Below are 20536 nucleotides of genomic sequence, written 5' to 3'. Positions count from 1 at the left end.
TCAGTGCGCCTCGGCCGGTGCGGCCGCCGGTTCCGCGACCCCCGCCCCGGTGCGTCCGCGCAGACGTTCTCGGACGAACAACCCGCCGAGGGTGAGGACGGCGACGGCGGTGGGCACGATCATGAGCAGGAAGATGGTGCGGGCGTCCATTCCGGCCGCAATCAGGGCGGCACCGAGGGTCGGCCCGGCGATGGATCCGATCCGCCCGACCCCCATGGCCCAGCCGATCCCGGTCGAGCGTGCCGCAACCGGGTAGATCGAGGCGGCGATCGCGATGATGCCGGCCGAACTTCCCGACATCCCGAATCCGACGATGCAGATCGTGATGAGCAGCAGGGTGGAGTTCGCCAAGAACATCGCGACGGCGCCGATGAACAGTGCCCCGAGCGTGTATCCGGCCATCACCACCGCGTAGGCGGCGTCCGAGCCCCGGGACCGCGCCCATGCGGTGCCGACCCGGTCGGTGATCCACCCGATGGACAGCGCGCCCGCCATACCGCCGAGGTTGAACAGCGCCGCGGCGAGGATCGCATTGGACGCGCTCTGCCCGGCCTGGCTGAACAGCGACGGCATCCACCCGAACAGGAAGTAGATCACGAGGAAGTTGATGACGAACACCACCCACAGCAGGATCGTGTCCAGTGCCCGGCCACCGGCGAAGAGTTCCCGAATCGGCGACCGGTTGGCCACCACGGCGTCCACGGTGAACGTCACCGCACCGTTGATGCCGGCCTGCGGGGCGATCGCCGAGAGGATCTTCGCGGCGCCGACGTGATCACCGCGGGCCGCGAGGAACTTGCCCGACTCCGGCAGCCCGGCCCACGCCAGCGCCGCCACGAACAGTGGGAGAACGCCGCCGGCCACGAAGATCGACTGCCACCCGTACGCCGGAATCAGTTGAGCGGCAGCGAGTCCGCCGAGGAATCCCCCGAGGGACATGCCGGCAACGACGATGGTGACCATGGTGGAGCGGCTGCGCGCGGGACTGTACTCGCTGGTCAGTGCGATCAGGTTCGGGGTGACGCCACCGAGCCCGATGCCGGCGAGGATGCGCAGCACGATCAGCACACCCACCGACGGCGCGAAGGCAGACGCGAGCGTGAATACCGAGAACAACACGGTGCACAGCAGGATCACCCGGCGCCGGCCCCACCGGTCGGCGATCGGACCGAACAGCAGGCTGCCCACGACCATCGCGCCGCTGCTGAGCGCCAGCAGCAGTCCGAACGAGGCCTTGGACAGGCCCCAGTCCTCGGACAACGCGGGAATCGCGAATCCGATCAGCTGGGCGTCCATGCCGTCGAGGATCGCGAGCGCCAGGCACAGTGCGATGGCACGCTTCTGGAGGGCCGACACCGGTGCGGTGTCGATGAGTTGGGAGATGTCGACTTCACGAGTGGGGGCCACGACGTGTATTCCTCTCGGGTGGGGGAACCGCGGGGGATGAAGCCTCGAGCTGGATGGGCAAGCCGAAGGCGTGCCTCGAAGACATGCTTCAGACCGGTGTGACGGTGCCGTCGACCGCGAGTGCGTCGGCAGGAACCTCGGGGAAACGTTGACGCAGAGACGGTTTGGCGAGCTTACCGGAGAACGTGCGCGGCAGCGGCTCGCCGAGGGCGACGGCGTGCTGGGGGCGCTTGAACTTCGCCAGGTTCTCGCCGGCGACCTCGGCGATGTCGGCGACGATGTCGGCGGCGGGACGCTCGCTGTGGAACACCACCATCGGCACCTCGCCCCACCGGTCGTCCTTGACGCCGATGACGGCGAGATCGACCAGCCCGTCGATGCCGTGCAGCGCCTTCTCGATCTCGGCGGGGTAGACGTTGAGGCCGCCGGAGATCAGCATGTCCTTGCTGCGATCGACGATCTTGAGAAATCCGCCGTCGTCCTGCATGCCGAGGTCGCCGGTGCGCAGCCACCCGTCGCCGACGGTCGCCGCGGTGGCCTCGGGCTTGTTCCAGTACTCCCGCAGCACGTGCTCGCCCCGGACCAGGATCTCGCCGACCTCACCGGCCGGGGTGTCGACTCCCGGTTCACCGATCCGGATGTGGGTGCCGACCAGCGGCAGCCCGGCAAAGCCGGGCCGCGACACGGCGTCCTCGTAGGCGAGGGTCGAGACCATGCCCGACGCCTCGGTCAGGCCGTAGCACTGGGTGAGCGGGATGCCGTGTGAACGGTAGAAGTCGAGCAAGTCCAGGCTGACCGGCGCGCCACCCGTGCCGGCGAAGGTGAACTTCGCGAGTTTGCGGGTGCCGAAGTCGGGCAGCATCGTCATCCGTTCCCAGATCACCGGGACGGTCGTGGTTGCCGTGATCTGCTCGCGCTCGAACGTGTCGAGGGCGATCTCCGGGTCGTACTCGCGCAACAGCACCATCGTCGCGCCGGGCACGACGACGAGCTGCATGAAGATCGACAGGACCGAGCCGGTGTACACCAGCGGAGCTGAGCACAACACCCGGTCCTGCTGCGAGAAGCCGAAGGTGATCGACTGCGAGATGCCGGGAGTCATCGCGTTGCGGTGGGTGATCAGCGCGCCCTTCTGCACGCCGGTGGTACCCGAGGTGTAGCAGATGAAGCCGGGGTCGTCGGCGGCGATGGCGACGACGGGCGCGGTTCCGGGGTCGATCAGCCGCTCGTACGGCGGATAGGCACTGCCCCCGATCGCGTAGGTCTCGAACTCCGCCTGTTCGGTGGCGACCTCGAGCAGCGGCGCGAAGCCGTCTTCGACGATCACCACGCGCGGCGCGGAGTCGACAACCATCGGTGCCAGCTCTTTGGCGGTGAGCCGGAAGTTGAGCGGGACGCTGATCGCGCCGAGCTTGAGGGTCGCCAGGATGACGTGCGCGAGTTCGGGGCGATTGAGCATCATCACGGCAACCCGGTCGCCCTTGAGGACGCCGCGGGCCGCGAGCCCGCGGGCGAGTGCGTCGGTGATCGCGTCGACCTCGGCCCAGGTCTGCGATGTGTCCCCGAACACGATCGCCTGCTGCTGCGAACGCGTCTTACCCCAGAACCGGGTCAGGTCCGCGAGATTCATCTGTGCTCCTCGTGCTCGTCAGCCGGGTGTGACCACCCTCACTTCATGTGCGGCAAACCTAACAGTTATAGGCGAATGGCGCAATGCTCGATCCGGAAATTTCGGGCACCCCTCAGAACCGGACCATCACACGAGAACGACACCCACACAATATATTTCGTGTGGGTGTCGTTCTCCTGTGGGATACGCCCGGTCAGCCAGCGGGTGGCGCCTCGTGTCGGGGCGTTCTCGGGTCGATCGCCGCGGTGATCCGCGCATCCTCGTACCCGGCCACCGACCGCAGCACCTCCGCGGTGTCGGCACCGACAACCGGTGGCAGCGCGGGCGCGAACTTCTCCCCGGCGACCCGCACCGGGCTGACCACGAATTCGAGTTCACCGACCCCCGGGTAGTCGACCCGGTAGGTGTTCTCCCGCGCCTGGAAATGCGGGTCCGCGAGCATATCGGCCACGCTGTTGACCGGACCTCCCGCGATGCCGTGTTCGAGGAACAGCTGCACCCACTCGGCGCGGGTGCGCTGCGCGAAGATCTCCGTCAGCGCACGCCACACGAGGTCCGCACGGGCGGCGGCGCCCGCGTCGGTGCTGGTGAGGTCGACGCCGATCAGGTCCTGACGCCCAATTGCGACCAGGAAGTTGTGCCAGAACTTCTCCACGTGCGACCCGAACAGGATCGCCTCACCGTCACTGGTGCGGTAGGCCTCGAGTCGCGGCCAGTCGGGCAGCCGGCCGTCCGGCAGCCAGGACGGACGCGGCATCGAGCGGTCCCTGTTCAGCTCCGCATCCACCAGGTCGGGCATCCACGCGGCGGCGACGTCGATGCCCGACACCTCGACGTGGCAGCCGACACCGGTGGCTCCGGCCTTGTGCAGTGCGGCGAGCAGCCCCATCGCCCCGTACGCGCCGAGGGCGTACATCGCGATCGGCGGCGTGGTGGAGCCGGCCATGCCCTCGGCCGGCGGCTTTGCGGGAGTGTTCACCTCGCGCAGCCCGGCGTAGGCGTCGAACACCGGACCGCCGGTACCCAGAGCCCGGTACGGGCCGTCGGTGCCCATACCCGACACCGTGCACAGCACGATCTTCGGATTCACCTGGCGCAGTTGCTCGTAGCCGACTCCGAGCCAGTCCAGATAGCCGCCGCGCATACCTTCGACGACGGCGTCACACGAGCGGGCGAGGTCGAGGAAGGCCTGCTTGCCTTCGGGGCTGCGCAGGTCGAGCGCGACGGACTTCTTGCCGCGATTCCATCGCAGGTGCATGAACGCCGGTCCGTCAGGTTCGCCGATCGCCCGGCTGCCACCGACGCGGACCGGGTCGCCGAGCGGCCCCGACTCCACCTTGATCACCTCGGCACCGAGGTCCGCGAGGTGCCCACCCAGCGACGCCGGGGCCAACTGGGCGACCTCGAGGACCCGCACGCCGTCCAACAGCGAGTACCCACTCATGAATTCTCCTCCGCTCCCCGACCCACGGCCAGCGAGACATTCTGTGTTTGTTCGGGTTTCAGTTCGATCCAGAGTCCCTCGACATCGGCCACGAGGACGTCTCCGTGATGCATGGCACCGCGCATGAACCGCTTGCGGCCGTCCTGGCCGGCGAACTCCGCCTCCACCCGCAATTCGACGTCGAGTGGCGCGGGCGCCCGATAGTTGACGTGCAGGTACGCCGTGCGGGCCCACGGTCTGCCGCAGCTGTTGGCGAGACGCGCGAGGATCTCGTCGAAGATCAGCGGTGTCACGCCACCGTTCATCGCGTATCGGCCGGAATGGAATCTGCCGACGAGAACGCGCCCGCGCGCCCGGTTGTCGGTCACCTCGTCGAGATGGAGAGCCGGTGTGAGGGTCTGCCCGCGCCCCGCAAGGTCCCAGCGGCGCCCGGAGATCTGCTCGTCCTCGCCGACCTCGAACGCTGCCAGTCGGGCCGCGAGGTCACGGAGCGTTCGCGCTGTCCGGCCCGCCGCGTCCGGGGTGGGCCGGCTGCGGGTGACGGCCTCCTGCACCGCGCGCAGGGCGTCGGTCAGTTCCGCGAACTCGTCGTCACGGTCGGTAGTCGGTTCGAACGGGTCGTCCCAGCTGGGACTCCAGATGTCGTCGGTAGTCGAGACAGTGGTGGCGTCCATCCGGATCTCACTTTCGCTGGCGGGAAGAACTGCGAATCACTCTGCGCGGCTTCCGAAGTACGAGCGGAACATCTCCTCGACCGGGCGGGGTCGAAGGGTCGTGCGCGACACGACGTTTTCCCGGTCGTATCGGCTCCGCAGACCCTGCCCCGGCCCGTCGAGCAGCAGCGCTTTGATCTCGCGCATCGACTCGGGAGGCTGAGCCGCGATCTGTTCGGCCGCCTCGAGTGCGGCACCGAGAACGTCGCCGTCAGCCGCGTACCGGGAGACGAGCCCCATCCGGAAGGCCTCCTCGCCGGACACTGCTCGTGAGGTCAGCAGTAGATCGCGGGTCGGCCCGGCGCCGATCAGCTGGTCGAGGACCCAGGTCAGGTTGGCTCCGCCGTACTTCGCCGCGGTGACGGTGATGCGGGTGCCGGGGCCGCCCACCCGCAGGTCCGAACACACCGCGAGCAGGGTTCCCGCGCCGTAGGCCATCCCGTGGACTGCGGCGACCGTCGGTTTGGGGAACGTGAAGTACCGCCACAGCAGCTCTTCTCGTTCGAGCATGCTCAGGACTCCGGCGTCCGGGGTCATCGCGCGGAGTTCCTTCAGGTCGTATCCGGCGGAGAACGCCGCTGCGCCCTCCCCCGCCAGTACCACCACCCGAACGTCCGGGTCGTGTGCCGCCTCTGTGAGCGCGGCGTCGAGCTCACGTTGCAAACCGAGCGAGATCGCGTTGTGCACGTCGGGGCGAGCTAGGTCGAGTTGCAACACCCCGGGAGCCGGGGACGATCGACGCAGGTCGTCCGACGTCACTTCGCACCGCCGACCGCGGCCTCCTCACGCGCGACCTCCTCGGCATCCCGGGTGATCATCTTGTGGAAGACCTGACCGGGGAGTTCGTTCCGTCCGTAGATCAGCTCGTCGACCTGCCCGTGCGCCGCGTTGGCGGTGATCGTCTTCGTGACGAACCAGTCCTCGGCGTGCAGGGTCTCCATGAGGAGTTCCCAGTTCTTGTCGAGAATCCGCTTCTCGCGCGGGGTCTCCGGCTCCTTTGGGGAGAGCAGACGGATGGTGCAGTACGACACGTTGGGATCTTCGGTGTCGGGAACGATCGTCCAGATCTCGAAGTGATTGGGCTCCGTCACGAGCATGGTGCCCGGATAGATCGTGTAGTTCGCGAGGGAGTAGTTGCGGACGTCGAACGAGTCGGGATCGGCGCCGCGAACCTCGGTGATCGACTTGCGCGCGACGACGATTCGCCATGAGCGGTCCACCAGGTCGTATGCCGTGATGTTCCCCTCCAGGTAGTTGCACACTGTCTTGGTGTGCAACTGGCACAGGTGGTACGAGTCCTGCACGCCGTCGACGGCGATCTTCCAGTTCATGTCGAGTTTCCAGGTCTCCTTGCGCACCTGGAACGACTCGGCCATTCCGGTCGCCGTCACCTCCGCGTCGTGCTTGGCGCCGAGGATCGCGGCGATGTCGAGATCGGCCCCGACCGTCGGAACCACCCAGACCAGGCCGTGCCGTACCTCGCAGGGAAATTCCACGAGCCCGTACTGCGCGCGGTCCATGCCTTCGAAGCCTTCCGAGTGCGGCATCCCCCGCAGATCGCCGCCGCGGCCGTACGCCCAGTTGTGATACGGGCAGCTGAAGATGCGCTTGCAACCCGATTCCTCGAACTCCACCTTTGCACCCCGGTGCCTGCAGACGTTGGAGAAGGCCTTGACGCTGCCGTCCGTCTGCCGCACTACCAGCAGCGGTGTGCCGATCAGCTCGGTCGTGACGAAGTCGCCGGCCTTCTTCAGCTCGTCGACGTGCGCGACAATGTGCGGCAGTCGCCGGACCACCTTGCGTTCGCGTTCGGCGAGTTCGGGGTCGTTGAACGCCGAGAACGGCACCCGAAGCAGGTCATCCGCGTAGTCGGTGCTGTTGTTGTCGACATGTGCGATCAGTCGCTCGGTGAGGGTGATCTTGTCTTCGCGCTCCATACACCGAGAGTGGCACATGAGACATTGCTTGTCTAGCGTCTCACCCAAATTGATGACGGTACTGTCTACTGGTGGCTGCAAGGACTGGAAACGACCCCGCGACCGACGTCCGCTCGACGATCCTCACCGCAGCGGAGACGTGTTTCGAACGCTTCGGAATCACGAAGACGACCATGGAAGACGTCGCTCGCGCAGCGGATATGTCCCGCGCGACCGTCTACAGATACTTCTCGGACCGCGAGAGTCTGATCATCGAGTCGGTCGCGCGGCGCGCGCGCAAGAACATGAAGCCGGCCCGGGCCTTCATCGCGAAGTGGCCCACCATCGAGGAGCGCCTCGTCGAGGGCATCTGCAACAACGTCGAGAGCGGTCTCCGGGACCCCATGGTTCACCTGCTCGTTTCGCCGTCGGAGATGACACTGGCGAACTCGCTGCTGACCACGTCGGGCAAGGCCGTCGAACTCACGAGCGAACTCTGGGAGCCGATTCTGCGCGACGCCCAGGAGGCCGGCGACATCCGCGCCGACGTCGATCTGGCACTGCTCTGCGAGTGGATCTCCGAACTCGAGATCATGTGCATCAGCCAACTCAACGGCGGCACCGGCTCATTGGAACGGTTCCGCGAGAAGCTACGCGCCTTCCTCGTCCCTTCCCTGCTGCCCGCCGGCAACTGAGACCGCGAGGGACGCCGCGAACGGCGGCTGGAACTACGGCAGGAAGGCAGGCAGGACGAACTGCCTCATCATCTGGCGGTGCGAGGGATCGCTCGGATCTGAATTGTCCAGCCGCGGTGCAAGCATCAGCGTCAAGCCTCGCACTGAGACAACGCGCTCTGGTGCCGGCCCGGCCACGGGTTGGCACTAGAGAGCGGGGTGTTCAAGCCCTACCCGGTGGCGTCACAGGGACTACTGGTCCTGTGGCCCGCCCCTGTTCGTCCAGGATGTGTCCCAGGTGTTTCCCGATCTGCATGACCACCGACCGGTCCGCCACCCGCGATCCAGGCAAAATCTTCTCGAGGAGCAGTTCGAACCGGTGGACGTCGTTCAGGGTGCGCAACCAGACGGCCATGATCAGGTTGTATTCGCTGGCCACGAGTACCGCCAACCGCACCTCCTCGATCCGGCCCAGCGACGTCCTCAACCGTTCGATCAGCGGCGCGGGAACCTGCATGAAGTACCAGGCGTAGATCGGCCACTCGGAGTAGGTCCGGGCGATGTCGGTGCGCAGCAGGAGCGATCCGTCTCGCCGCATCGTCGCGATCGCGTCGGTGATGCGCTGATTGCTGACGCCGGCGCGTTCGGCGATCGCCGTGGTGGCCGCGCGGCCGTCGATGCCGAGTTCGTGATGGATCACGCGTTTCAGGTCGGGTGAGACGGTCCGTGCGGCGCGGGGGCGCGGCGGGCGGGGGCCGGGGACCCGGGCGGCCTGTGCCGCGGACAGCGTGCGCAGCCGCCAGTTCCCGGCTTCGAAGAGCACCTCGGTGATGAGGTGGGTCCGGGCTCGCCGGATCTCCGGATACTCCCCGAGCCGATGAAGCAGGAACTGCGACGTCTCCGCCGAATCCTGCGCCATCAGCGTGAGTAGGAGGTCGCGGCCGCCCGCCGTGAAGTCGATACCGGCGACCACCGGATCTTCCGACATGGCCTCTGCCGTTGCGGCGGACTGTCCTGGTGCGCATTCGATTTCAACCAGAGCACCACGACCCGGCGTCCCGGCATCGTAGCCGGTGACCCAGATCAGACCGGTGTCGCGCAGCCGCTGATACCGCCGCGACAACGTCACGGGGTCAACGGCCAGGATCGGCGCGAGCACCTTCCAAGATGCCCGCGGCTCGATCTGCAATGCATGTATGAGACCGAAGTCGACATCATCTGGCTCGTAATCCTGCATGATTGGTCCTTTTGTACCGAGAAAGCTGCAAATTTACACGACGGAATTCACGTCGGGTCACTCTTCCACCAGTCACTTTCCGCTGATCCTCTTGGAGTCCACATGAGTTCTTCGCGCCACCTCCAGGGAAGCGACGCTGCCACGGCAGCGGTCGGATTCCTCGTGGTCATGGAGTTCGCCAGCGGCCTGCTGCAGGGGTGGTTCTCCCCGCTGCTGCCCGCCATCGGCGAACGTTTCGACGCGTCGTCCGCCGCCTTGAACTGGGTGAGCGCAATGTATCTGCTGGGGACGGCCGCCTGCGTCCCACTGATCGCCAAACTCGGTGACCTCTTCGGGCACAAACGGCTTCTCGTCGTCGCGACCGCGTCCGTCGCGCTCGGTTCGTTCCTCGTCGCGTTCGCGCCGTCGTTCGAACTGCTGCTCGTCGGCCGGGCGTTGCAGGCACCGCTCGCGGCGTTCCTGCCACTCGAGTTCGCGATCGTGCGGGACCGCAACCCGGCCACGGCGGGCCGGAGCATCGGCAGACTGGTGGGGTCGCTGACACTGGGTGCCGCCGTCGGCGGCCTGCTCTCGGGTTTCCTGCTCGACTCGGTGATCGGCGACGTGAGTGTTGTGTTGCTCGTGCCCGCCATCCTCATGACGATCTGCCTTGCGGTGGTCTACTTCCTCGTCCCGGAGACGACGGTGCGCAAGTCGGGCACCGTCGACTGGACCGGCGCGGTCCTGCTGACGGTCGGTCTGCTCGGGGTGCTCGGTGGTGTCTCCAACGCCAACACCTGGGGCTGGACGAGCACCCTGACGTGGGCGGCCATCGGGGTCGGGGCTGCGGTTCTCGTCGTGTGGGTGTTCGTGGAACGACAGGTCCGGCATCCGCTCGTGGACCTCGACGTGGTCGGACGAGGCATGCGGGTGCCCATGTTGATGGCAATGCTGTTCGGCGCCCAACTGTTCGGTGTCCAGACCCCCAGCGCCCTCTTCCTCCGCGCCACGCCGGAGACCAACGGTTACGGGCTCGGCGTCACCGCGTCGATGACCGGCCTGATCCTGGCGCTGTTCGCTCTCGCGATGTTCGTCGGTGCGGCCACGAGCGACCGGCTCGCCCGTTCCGCCACCGTGCCCGGATCGCTCGCACTGGGTGCGGTCCTCGCGGCGGCCTCCTACATCCTGATGATCGTCGTCCCGGGGAACGTCGCCCTGTTCACTCTGTGGCTCGTCGTCGCGGGAATGGGCGGCGGCGTCGTGGTCGGGGTGCTGCCCACCGTCATCGTGCAGCAGGCCCCACCGGATTCGGTCGGTATCGCATCCGGCCTCTACAACACATCCCGCACCGCGGCGGGAGCCGTAGCCGGGGCCGTGTTCGCCCTCGTGATGTCATCGATGATCACCCCGGCACTCACCGCCGGTGCCAAGCAGATCCCCTCGGTGGGCGCCTATCACGTGGTGTGGGCAGTGTGTGCGGCACTGTGCGCCCTCACCGCTGTCCTGGCACTGAAACTCCACTCGCCGGCGGACGTCACCGAGAACGACACAGCCCCACTTGCCGACGACCAGCAAGTGCACGCCTGACATCTCTCCTGAACACCGAACGAAAGGATATCGAAGTGTCTGTCGATCCATACCTCCTCGGCACCATCGACGAACTCGGCCCGCAGTACACCGCATTGAGCGACGCCATCTGGAACAACCCCGAATTGCGATGGGAAGAACACGCTTCCGTCGATGCGCAGATCGCCGTCGCGGAGGCCGAGGGATTCATTGTCAGCCGGGCGGTGGCCGGTATCCCGACCGCGTTCAGCGCCGAAGCCGGAAGTGGTACGCCGGTGATCGCGATCGTCGGCGAATACGACGCCCTCGCCGGGCTCAGTCAGAAGTCGGGAAGTGCCGTGCCGGAACCGGAGCCCGGCAACGAAACCGGCAACGGGCAGGGCTGCGGACATCACCTTCTCGGTGGTGGTTCGCTCCTGGCCGCGACCGCCGTCAAGCGCTACCTCGACGCGAACGGCCTCCCGGGAACCGTCCGCTACTACGGATGCCCCGCCGAAGAGGCCGCCGCCGGAAAGACGTTCATGGTGAAGGAGGGTGCGTTCGCCGACGTCGACGCCGCCGTGTCGTGGCACCCCGGCGACACCACCACCGTGCAACGAATCCGCACACTCGCCTACATCCAGGCCTACGTCCGCTTCACCGGCATCGCCTCCCACGCAGGCGTGTCCCCCGAGCGCGGCCGCAGCGCTCTCGACGCGCTCGAGCTGATGAACGTCGGCACGAACTTCCTGCGTGAGCACATGCCCTCGGACTGCCGGATCCATTACGCGATCCTGGACACCGGTGGTCGCTCACCCAACGTGGTCCAGGCGAGCGCCGAGGCGTACTACCTTGTGCGGTCGCCGGATGTGGCCGGCATGCGCGAGCTGTTCGCCCGTGTGACGAAGATCGCCGAAGGCGCCGCGCTGATGACCGAGACCACGGTCGAGATCGAGATCGACGGCGGATGCTCGGACATCCTGCCGAATGTCGTCCTCGAGGATTCGATGCAGGAGCGGCTCCGCGAGCTCGGACCGGTTCCCTTCGACGCCGGCGACCTCGAGTCCGCATCGGCGTTCATCACCGAGACTACGTCGGGACGCACGGCGAGCACCCTCGGCGGTGAGTTCGAGGGCGACGGAAGCCCTCTGCACACCGACATCATCACGTTCGACGCGCGGACGCCACGTCCGACGCTGACCGGGTCCAGCGACCTCGGTGACGTCAGCCGGGTGACACCCCTCGTACAGTGCGCCACGGCGTGCGTCGCCGTCGGCACTGCCGCCCACTCGTGGCAGATGGTCGCCCAGGGCAAGCTTCCCGCCGCACACAAGGGGATGATCCACGCCGCCAAGATCATGGCCGCGACCGCGGCGGACCTGCTGACGGACGCCGAACTGCTGGCCTCGGCGCGCAAGGAGTTCACCTCCCGCACCTCCGAGACCCCCTACGACTCCCCGCTTCCCGACGGGGTCATCGCCCCGCCCCTGCGCGGCGCCGCCGTCGCCGTCTGACCACCCATTCGCAACCACCAGGAAGGACCACCCACATGACGCTCGCCACCCCCGTCGGCGACACCACCGAGCCGCGCACAGCAGCATTGAAGGATGTTGCGGCGCAGGTAGTCCGGAATCGCGAGAAGGAGCTGCTCGAACTCAGCCACCGCATTCACGACACCCCCGAGATCGCGTTCGAGGAGCACCGCGCCGCCGGCCTCGTCGGGGACGCACTCCGGAAAGCGGGCTTCGACACCACCGTCGGCGTCTACGGGCTCGACACGGCCGTCGAAGCGGTCTACGGGACCGGCGACCTCACCGTCGCGATCTGCGCCGAATACGACGCACTGCCCGAAGTCGGGCACGCCTGCGGCCACAACATGATCGCGGCCGCCGGAGTGGGTGCGGCCCTCGCGCTCGCGGCGGTCGCCGACGACGCCGGTCTCCGGATCAAACTGCTGGGCACACCCGCCGAGGAGCACGGCGGCGGCAAGATCCCGATGCTCGAAGCCGGTGCGTGGGAGGACGCGGCGCTGTCGCTGATGGTTCACGGTGCATCGGGGACGGACATGCCCTGCTCCTCGCTGTGGATGCAGGCGGTCGATCGATTCGAGGTAACGTTCACTGGCCGCGCCGCACATGCCGCCGGCGCACCCGAGCACGGGATCAATGCCGGTGCCGCGGCGACGATCGCCCTGAACGCCATCGGGCTGGTCCGCCAGCAGTTCCGGGCGAAGACACGCGTCAACGCGTTCGTATCGCACGGAGGAGACGTCACCAACATCATTCCGGCCAGGACGGTGGTGCAGGTCGAGGTGCGGGCACCGGAGATCGGTGAGTGGCGCGAGGTGAAAGAGCGTGTGCTCGCCTGCTTCGAAGCGGGCGCACTCGCCACCGGATGCGAGTGGACGTACGCGGCCACGGAGCCGCCCTACGCGCCGATGGTCCAGAACCCGGTGCTCGCGGCGATCTGGGACGAGAACCTGCAGGCCACCGGTCGCGAACTCACGTCCGCCTCACTCGGCGGAGGCTCCAGCGACATGGGCAACGTGTCGCAGGTCGTGCCGTCCATCCATCCCGCGATCGCGGTGCTCGGCAGCACCGCGATCCCGCACAACGCCGACTTCGCCGACGCCGCAGCCAGTCCCGCCGCCGATGCCGCGATCCTCGACGGTGCGACAGCGCTGGCGTGGACGGTCCTCGACATCGCACTGGACACCGAGGTCCGCGGGGAGTTGCTGCGTCTGCAGGCGGAACGGCCGGAGGGGTTCACCCGGCGCGCCTCCTGGGCGTGATCGCCTAGGACAAGGCGAGCCGGCGCTCGGCGAGCGTCACGTGCTGTGCGAGGACGGGGCCGATGCCGGCGAGCGCTTCCGGACTCGTCATCTGCTGGTGCGATACGGGAACGGCGTGTTCGATAATCTCACCGCTGATGTGGGGCCTCCACGCGGAGACGCCGGTGGGGGCATCCACAGAGTCCGCCGCACCGAAGAACAGCAGATCGAGGCCGATCGGTGTCGACGGGCGGTGCGCGAGGGCGAGGTCGACCGTCTGGGTGAATACCCGGTGGACGGCGTCGAGGTCGTCCGCGGTCACGGCGGCGAACAGTCCGCCGGTGCGGCGCAGCACCTCCACCGCGCGATCCGTGGTCGCCGCCGCATCCGCGTCACCCGGGACCACCGCGCCGAACTCCGCCAGAAGTGCAGCCACGGTGGGCTTTTCCGTTGTGAGACCGTATCCTCCTGTCAGGTGTGTGTCGAGCATCGCGAGGGTGGCCACCTCGTCGCCGCCCTCCGTGAGCTGCACCGCCATCTCATGGGCGATCTGACCACCGACCGAGTAGCCGACCAGGTGATACGGGCCGTGCGGCTGCACCGAGCGGATCCGCTGGACGTATCGGGCGGCGAGATCCTCCAAGGAGTCGACCTGCAGGTCGGGGTCGGTCAGCGCAGGGGATTGCAGCCCGTACACCGGGCGGTCACCGAGGTACTGCACCAGCCCGGTGAAGCACCAGGCCAACCCGATCGCGGGATGGATGCAGAACACCGGGTTGCCGGTTCCGGTGGTTCGCAGCGGCAGCAGCACGTCGAGCGACGGGTCGGCGGCATCCTCCGCCCGGGAGTCCTCCGGCGCCGTGGCGATCATGTGCGCCAGGGCTTCCGGCGTCGGATGGGTGAAGATCCACTGCACCGGCACGGCGCGCGGAGACGATTCGGCAATCCGGGCGATCACGCTCGTCGCGGTGAGCGACGTACCGCCGAGGGTGAAGTAGTTGTCGTCGAGCCCGGCCCGGTCCAGCCCGAGCCCCTCGGCGAACGCGGCGGCCACCACCTCCTCGGTCGCGTTGCGCGGTGCCCGGTACGCGGCGCGCGCCGCGGTGAAGTCCGGCTCCGGCAGGGCGGCGCGGTCGAGTTTCCCGTTCGCGGTGACCGGCACGGCGTCGAGGACCGTCACGGTCGCGGGGACCATGTGCGGGGCCAACCGCGCACGGGCGTGCGCCAGGACCGCGGACGTGTCCAGCAGCGAACCCGCAGCGGGGACCACGTAGCCGGCCAACCGGTCGCCGCTGGTGTTCACGACGGCGCGATCGATACCGGGGTATCCGAGGAGGGCCGATTCGATTTCGCCGAGTTCGATCCGGAAACCACGAATCTTCACCTGAAAATCCGAGCGACCCACATACTCGAGCACCGGCCCACCCTCCGAACGCCGCCACCGCACCACATCCCCCGTCCGATACATCCGATCCCCCGGCCCACCGAACGGATCCGCAACGAACCGCCCCGCCGTCAACCCCGACCGATTCCGATACCCCCGCGCCAGCGCCGGACCCGACAAATACAACTCCCCCGCCGCCCCGAACGGCACCGGCCGCAACCGCCCATCCAACACCAACTCACCGAACCCACGAACCGGACCACCCACCGTCACCGACTCCCCCACCACCAACCCACCACTGACATTCGACATGATCGTCGCCTCCGTCGGCCCATACGCATTGAACATCCGCCGACCCGCAGCCCACCGCGCAACCAACTCCGGCGGGCACGCCTCACCCGCCACCACCAGCGCACCCAACGCCCCCAACCCCACCGGATCAACCGACGACAACGCCGTCGGCGTCAACACCGCATGCGTCACCGACTCCCCCACCAGAATCCGCGCCAACTCCTCCCCACCGTAAACCGTCGGCGGAACCACCACCAACCGCGCACCCAACCCCAACGCCCACACCAACTCGAACACCGACGCATCGAAACTCGGTGACGCACAATGCAACACCCGAGCACCCGCACACACCCCGAAACCCGAACGCTGCGCAGCCACCACATTCGCCAACCCCCGATGCGTCACCACCACCCCCTTCGGCACACCCGTCGACCCCGACGTATAAATCACATACGCCGCCTGCCCCACCCGCACCCGCGCACCCCGATCCACATCCGTCACCACCCCCGCCGACACCGACGACAACCGCGACACAACCGCCACATCATCGAGCACCACCCACCGCACCGAACCCGGCAACCGATCCCGCACCTCCGAGACCGTCACCCCCACCACCACACCCGAATCCGTCAGCATGTGCTCCACACGCCCCACCGGATACTGCGGATCCACCGGCAAAAACGCCGCCCCCGTCTTCGCCACCGCCCACACCGACAACACCGACTCGACCGACCGCGCCACCGCCACAGCCACCACCGACTCCGCACCCACCCCCGCCCCCAACAACACCCGCGCCAACCGATTCGACGCCTCATCCAACTCCCGATACGTCAACCGACGATCCCCACACACCACCGCCACCGCACCCGGATCCGCAACCACCGACGCCGCCAACAACTCCGGCAACGACACCTCCGACACCGACACCCCACCCACCACCGGAGTCAAGCACTCCAACTCCGCCACACCGATGTCGCCGATCGGACGGTCGGGCGACGCCGTGACCGCGTCGAGGATGCGGACGAACTGGTCCGCGAACCCGCGCACGGTGCTCGCGTCCAGGATGTCGGTGGCGAAACCGAATGCGGCGGACATTCCGGCAGGTTCGCCGGTTTCGTCGACGTTCTCACTCAGGGTCAGGCACAGATCGCATTTGGCGACCTCGACACCGGCGTCGACGACCTCGACGATGAGCCCGGGCAGTTCGAGGCGGCTCTTCTCGGTGTTCTGGAACTCGAGCAGCACCTGGAACAGCGGGGTGTGCGCGGTCGAACGGACCGGGTCGACCGCCTGCACCACCCGGTCGAACGGCACCTCCGCGTGCCCGAATGCCCCGAGGTCGGTCTCGCGGACGTGCGCCACCAGGTCGGTGAAGGAGCTCTCGGGCGCGACCCGGGTCCGCAGCACCACGGTGTTGACGAACATGCCGACCATCTCGTCCAGTGCCGCGTCGCCGCGACCGGCGACGGGCGTTCCCACCGCGAGGTCCGTCTCGCCGCTCAGCCGGCCGAGCAGGACGGCGAGTGCGGCGTGCGCGACCATGAACAGCGTCGAATCGTGGTCCCGGGCGAGGTCGGACAGCTTCTTGTGGAGGTCCGCACCGATCGCGAACGGCACGGTGGCGCCGTGTGCGGACCGCTGCAGCGGGCGCCGCCGGTCGGTCGGCAGCTCGAGCAGCTCGGGCATCCCGTCGAGGGTCCGGCGCCAGTAGTCCAGCTGCGCCGAAAGCAGCGAGTCCGGGTCGGTGTCGCTGCCCAGGGTGCGGCGTTGCCACAGCGCGAAGTCCGCGTACTGCACCGGCATCGGCGCCCACCCGGGGGGACGTCCGTGTGTACGCGCGGTGTACGCAACCATCACGTCGCGAGCGAGCGGCGCCATCGACGATCCGTCCGCCGCGATATGGTGCAACACGAGAGCCACCACGTGTTCGTCCGGACCGATCTGCAGCACCGCAATGCGCATCGGGACGTCGCGGCTCACGTTGAACTCGGCTGACGCGAGGGGCACCAGCTCACTGCGCAGCGCCGCCTCGTCGGACACGGTGACCGGGGTGAGGTCGAGGGTCACCCGGTCCGCGGGCAGCACCACCTGATGCGGCCCGTCTGCAGAGCCGGGATAGACGGTGCGGAGCGGCTCGTGCCGTTCGACGACGTCGCCGAACGCGGCGCGCAGAGCATCGATGTCGAGTTCGCCGGTCAGGCGCAGCGCGATCGGAACGTTGTAGGCGGGCGAGGTCGTGTCGACCTGGTTGACGATCCACATCCGCTGCTGTGCGAGGGACAGCGGCACCCGGTCCGGGCGCGGGGCCGCCGTGAGGGCGGGACGCGCCGCAGTGCTGCGATCCGCGGTAGCGGCCCGGGCGGCGAGTTCCGCCACCGTCGGCGCCTCGAACAGCTCCCGGACCCCCAAGGCGATGCCGAGCGCGGAGTTGATGCGGGCGACGGCGCGGGTCGCGCTCAGCGAGTTTCCGCCCAGGTCGAAGAAGTTGTCGTCGAGCCCGGCCCGGTCGAGCCCGAGCACCTCGGCGAAGACGTCTGCCACGGTGTGCTCGGCCGTACTGGTCGACGCGCGGAACACGGTGCGGACGATCGCGAAATCCGGGGCCGGCAATGCTTGCCGGTCCAGCTTGCCCACTGGAGTGAGGGGCAGCTCGTCGAGGATGACGATGGTCGCGGGCACCATGTGGGCGGGCACGAAGCCGCGCACATGGTCGGTCAGTTCGGCGACGTCGGGTTCGTCGTCACCGGACGGCAGGACGTACGACACCAGGACGGTGTCCCCGGACGGGGCGGTGCGACCGAGTGTCACGGCGAATCCGACGTAGGGATGCCGTGTCAGCGCGGCGTCGATTTCGCCGAGTTCGATCCGGAAACCACGAATCTTCACCTGAAAATCCGAGCGACCCACATACTCGAGCACCGGCCCACCCTCCGAACGCCGCCACCGCACCACATCCCCCGTCCGATACATCCGATCCCCCGGCCCACCGAACGGATCCGCAACGAACCGCCCCGCCGTCAACCCCGACCGATTCCGATACCCCCGCGCCAGCGCCGGACCCGACAAATACAACTCCCCCGCCGCCCCGAACGGCACCGGCCGCAACCGCCCATCCAACACCAACTCACCGAACCCACGAACCGGACCACCCACCGTCACCGACTCCCCCACCACCAACCCACCACTGACATTCGACATGATCGTCGCCTCCGTCGGCCCATACGCATTGAACATCCGCCGACCCGCAGCCCACCGCGCAACCAACTCCGGCGGGCACGCCTCACCCGCCACCACCAGCGCACCCAACGCCCCCAACCCCACCGGATCAACCGACGACAACGCCGTCGGCGTCAACACCGCATGCGTCACCGACTCCCCCACCAGAATCCGCGCCAACTCCTCCCCACCGTAAACCGTCGGCGGAACCACCACCAACCGCGCACCCAACCCCAACGCCCACACCAACTCGAACACCGACGCATCGAAACTCGGTGACGCACAATGCAACACCCGAGCACCCGCACACACCCCGAAACCCGAACGCTGCGCAGCCACCACATTCGCCAACCCCCGATGCGTCACCACCACCCCCTTCGGCACACCCGTCGACCCCGACGTATAAATCACATACGCCGCCTGCCCCACCCGCACCCGCGCACCCCGATCCACATCCGTCACCACCCCCGCCGACACCGACGACAACCGCGACACAACCGCCACATCATCGAGCACCACCCACCGCACCGAACCCGGCAACCGATCCCGCACCTCCGAGACCGTCACCCCCACCACCACACCCGAATCCGTCAGCATGTGCTCCACACGCCCCACCGGATACTGCGGATCCACCGGCAAAAACGCCGCCCCCGTCTTCGCCACCGCCCACACCGACAACACCGACTCGACCGACCGCGCCACCGCCACAGCCACCACCGACTCCGCACCCACCCCCGCCCCCAACAACACCCGCGCCAACCGATTCGACGCCTCATCCAACTCCCGATACGTCAACCGACGATCCCCACACACCACCGCCACCGCACCCGGATCCGCAACCACCGACGCCGCCAACAACTCCGGCAACGACACCTCCGACACCGACACCCCACCCACCACCGGAGTCAAGCACTCCAACTCCGCCACACCGATCACGGCGAGCGGTGTGCCGGGGTCGGCGGCGAGCAGTTCGTCGATCAGTTCGACGACGCCGGCGTGATGCGACCGCAGGTCGTCGTCGCGGTAGCGGTACGGGTTGGCCTCGAACTCGACGATCGTCGACGTCGGCGTGCCACTCCGGTACACGTTCACGGACAGGTCTGGGACAGGACCGGTGGTGAGGATCCGGAAGTCACCGGTCAGCGACCCGAAGGTGAGATCCTGATCGAAGAGCATCACGTTGATCATCGGTCCCGAGATCCTGCGGGCCTCGGCGGACACACCCAGGTCACGCAGAATGTCCTCGACGTTGCCGCGCTGGTGCCGCATTGCCCCCATCAGTTCGTGCTGGACCCGGGTCACGAGGTCGCCGACGGTGTCGTCGGATCGGACCTGCACCCGCAATGGCGCAACGTTGGCGAGCATGCCGCCGGAACGGCGCAGTACAGCGGTGGTGCGCGCGGACAGCGGAATGTCCACGAGCACGTCCTGCCGTCCCGTCCGCCGCGAGAGGTAGCAGGCGAAGGCGGCGATCAACGCGGCTGCTGCCGTCGCGCCCGGCCGGCCGTCGGTGTCCTCGAGCCGTGCGACGGTATCGGTCGACAGCGCCGCGCGCACGGTCAGGCTGTGGGCGGCGGGTGGAGCCTCGATGTCGGTCAGGGAGGCGCCGTTCGTGCGTGTGTGGAGACGTTCGGCCCAGTAGTCACGGTCGGACGAGAACCGGTGGGACGCCCGGTAGTCGCCTTCGAGGCGGTGCAGGGTGTGCAGGTCGGCTGCACGGTTCGGTTCGAGCTCGAGACCGTGGACCGCCGCGGTGTACAGGGCGGCGACACGGTTGACCATCGTCATCGCCGCGTATCCGTCGAGGGCGACGTGGTGGATCCTGCTGTACCACAGGTGCCGCTCGTCACCGACCCGCAACAGTGACGATTCGCACAGATAGTCGTGCTCGAAATCGACTCGTGCCGTGTAGTTCTCCTGCATCCACGCCTCCGCGGCGGCCATCGGGTCGGATGCACTGCGGAAGTCGACGATTCCCATGGCCGCGTCGGCAGGCGGATCGACCACCTGATGCGGCTCACCATCGACGTCGACCAGGCGCAGGAACACCGACTCGTATTCGTGGCCGGCAACGAGCGCTACCTCACGGAACAGATCGACGTCCAGCTGCCCGTGGATGTCGACGTACTGCGCGATGCAGATCGGGACGTCCGGGGCGAGTTGCTGCGCAAACCACAGCCCGTGCTGCGCCGCGGACAGCGGGAACGGATCGGTTCGATGCTCTCGGTAGTTCGCTCGCGCAGCGTGTTCCATCAAATCACCAACCGGGGTGCTTGCGCCGCTGGATCGACGGCGGGACGCTCGGTCCTTGTGGGCAGGGGCAGCCGGAT

Annotated in this window: 12 protein-coding genes; 4 read left to right on the top strand and 8 right to left on the bottom strand. The window is 67.8% G+C overall.

Annotated features, from left to right (window positions below; genetic code table 11):
• The 6 genes from QM693_RS09060 to QM693_RS09035 form a co-directional block, all read right to left on the bottom strand.
• Positions 1 to 1407 (bottom strand): MFS transporter, encoded by a 1407-nt coding sequence (locus tag QM693_RS09060; protein ID WP_283352065.1) that lies wholly within the window; start codon positions 1405 to 1407, stop codon positions 1 to 3.
• 88 nt (positions 1408 to 1495) lie between these two features.
• Complete coding sequence (locus tag QM693_RS09055) at positions 1496 to 3037, bottom strand: class I adenylate-forming enzyme family protein (RefSeq protein WP_283352064.1); 1542 nt, start codon at positions 3035 to 3037, stop codon at positions 1496 to 1498.
• A gap of 193 nt (positions 3038 to 3230) precedes the next feature.
• The gene (locus tag QM693_RS09050) at positions 3231 to 4481 is read right to left on the bottom strand and encodes a CaiB/BaiF CoA transferase family protein (protein WP_283352063.1); all 1251 of its coding nucleotides are present in this window, start codon (positions 4479 to 4481) and stop codon (positions 3231 to 3233) included.
• Entirely contained in the window at positions 4478 to 5155 is a 678-nt protein-coding gene (locus QM693_RS09045; protein WP_283352062.1) for a PaaI family thioesterase, read from the bottom strand. The genes QM693_RS09050 and QM693_RS09045 overlap by 4 nt, the downstream gene beginning before the upstream one ends.
• A gap of 36 nt (positions 5156 to 5191) precedes the next feature.
• Complete coding sequence (locus QM693_RS09040; protein WP_105413771.1) at positions 5192 to 5953, bottom strand: enoyl-CoA hydratase/isomerase family protein; 762 nt, start codon at positions 5951 to 5953, stop codon at positions 5192 to 5194.
• On the bottom strand, positions 5950 to 7131 hold the full coding sequence (locus QM693_RS09035) for an aromatic ring-hydroxylating oxygenase subunit alpha (RefSeq protein WP_283352061.1): 1182 nt from the start codon (positions 7129 to 7131) through the stop codon (positions 5950 to 5952). Before QM693_RS09035 ends, QM693_RS09040 begins: the two co-directional genes overlap by 4 nt.
• Positions 7132 to 7202: 71 nt before the next feature.
• Here QM693_RS09035 and QM693_RS09030 point away from each other — a divergent pair, with 71 nt between their 5' ends.
• Positions 7203 to 7805, top strand: a complete 603-nt coding sequence (locus QM693_RS09030) for a TetR/AcrR family transcriptional regulator (protein ID WP_011593694.1) — start codon at positions 7203 to 7205, stop codon at positions 7803 to 7805.
• Between the two features lie 202 nt (positions 7806 to 8007).
• Here QM693_RS09030 and QM693_RS09025 read toward each other — a convergent pair whose 3' ends face one another.
• Entirely contained in the window at positions 8008 to 9021 is a 1014-nt protein-coding gene (locus QM693_RS09025; RefSeq protein ID WP_283352060.1) for an Lrp/AsnC family transcriptional regulator, read from the bottom strand.
• A 102-nt stretch (positions 9022 to 9123) separates the two neighbouring features.
• Between QM693_RS09025 and QM693_RS09020 the strand changes: the two genes are divergently transcribed.
• Genes QM693_RS09020 through QM693_RS09010 form a run of 3 tightly spaced genes read left to right on the top strand, consistent with a single transcriptional unit; the run spans position 9124 to position 13336 of the window.
• Positions 9124 to 10587, top strand: a complete 1464-nt coding sequence (locus QM693_RS09020) for an MFS transporter (protein WP_283352059.1) — start codon at positions 9124 to 9126, stop codon at positions 10585 to 10587.
• A 35-nt stretch (positions 10588 to 10622) separates the two neighbouring features.
• Complete coding sequence (locus QM693_RS09015) at positions 10623 to 12059, top strand: amidohydrolase (protein ID WP_283352058.1); 1437 nt, start codon at positions 10623 to 10625, stop codon at positions 12057 to 12059.
• 35 nt (positions 12060 to 12094) lie between these two features.
• Positions 12095 to 13336, top strand: a complete 1242-nt coding sequence (locus QM693_RS09010) for an amidohydrolase (protein WP_283352057.1) — start codon at positions 12095 to 12097, stop codon at positions 13334 to 13336.
• Positions 13337 to 13340: 4 nt separating this feature from the next.
• On the opposite strand, the gene QM693_RS09005 is transcribed toward QM693_RS09010, so the two are convergent.
• Positions 13341 to 20459 (bottom strand): non-ribosomal peptide synthetase, encoded by a 7119-nt coding sequence (locus QM693_RS09005; RefSeq protein ID WP_283352056.1) that lies wholly within the window; start codon positions 20457 to 20459, stop codon positions 13341 to 13343.
• Positions 20460 to 20536: the final 77 nt, after the last annotated feature.

It is taken from the genome of Rhodococcus sp. IEGM 1305, assembly GCF_030058635.1.
GTDB lineage: Bacteria > Actinomycetota > Actinomycetes > Mycobacteriales > Mycobacteriaceae > Rhodococcus_F > Rhodococcus_F opacus_D.
The sequence above is the reverse complement of the archived record's forward strand: the minus strand, read 5'-3'. Positions and strand labels throughout refer to the sequence as shown.

Bases quoted from the DNA above. Each gene is read 5' to 3' on its own strand.
- QM693_RS09010 (WP_283352057.1), top strand. From the start codon at position 12,095: ATGACGCTCGCCACCCCCGTCGGCGACACCACCGAGCCGCGCACAGCA.
- QM693_RS09035 (WP_283352061.1), bottom strand. From the start codon at position 7,131: ATGGAGCGCGAAGACAAGATCACCCTCACCGAGCGACTGATCGCACAT.
- QM693_RS09045 (WP_283352062.1), bottom strand. From the start codon at position 5,155: ATGGACGCCACCACTGTCTCGACTACCGACGACATCTGGAGTCCCAGC.
- QM693_RS09025 (WP_283352060.1), bottom strand. From the start codon at position 9,021: ATGCAGGATTACGAGCCAGATGATGTCGACTTCGGTCTCATACATGCA.
- QM693_RS09020 (WP_283352059.1), top strand. From the start codon at position 9,124: ATGAGTTCTTCGCGCCACCTCCAGGGAAGCGACGCTGCCACGGCAGCG.
- QM693_RS09005 (WP_283352056.1), bottom strand. From the start codon at position 20,459: ATGGAACACGCTGCGCGAGCGAACTACCGAGAGCATCGAACCGATCCG.
- QM693_RS09050 (WP_283352063.1), bottom strand. From the start codon at position 4,481: ATGAGTGGGTACTCGCTGTTGGACGGCGTGCGGGTCCTCGAGGTCGCC.
- QM693_RS09055 (WP_283352064.1), bottom strand. From the start codon at position 3,037: ATGAATCTCGCGGACCTGACCCGGTTCTGGGGTAAGACGCGTTCGCAG.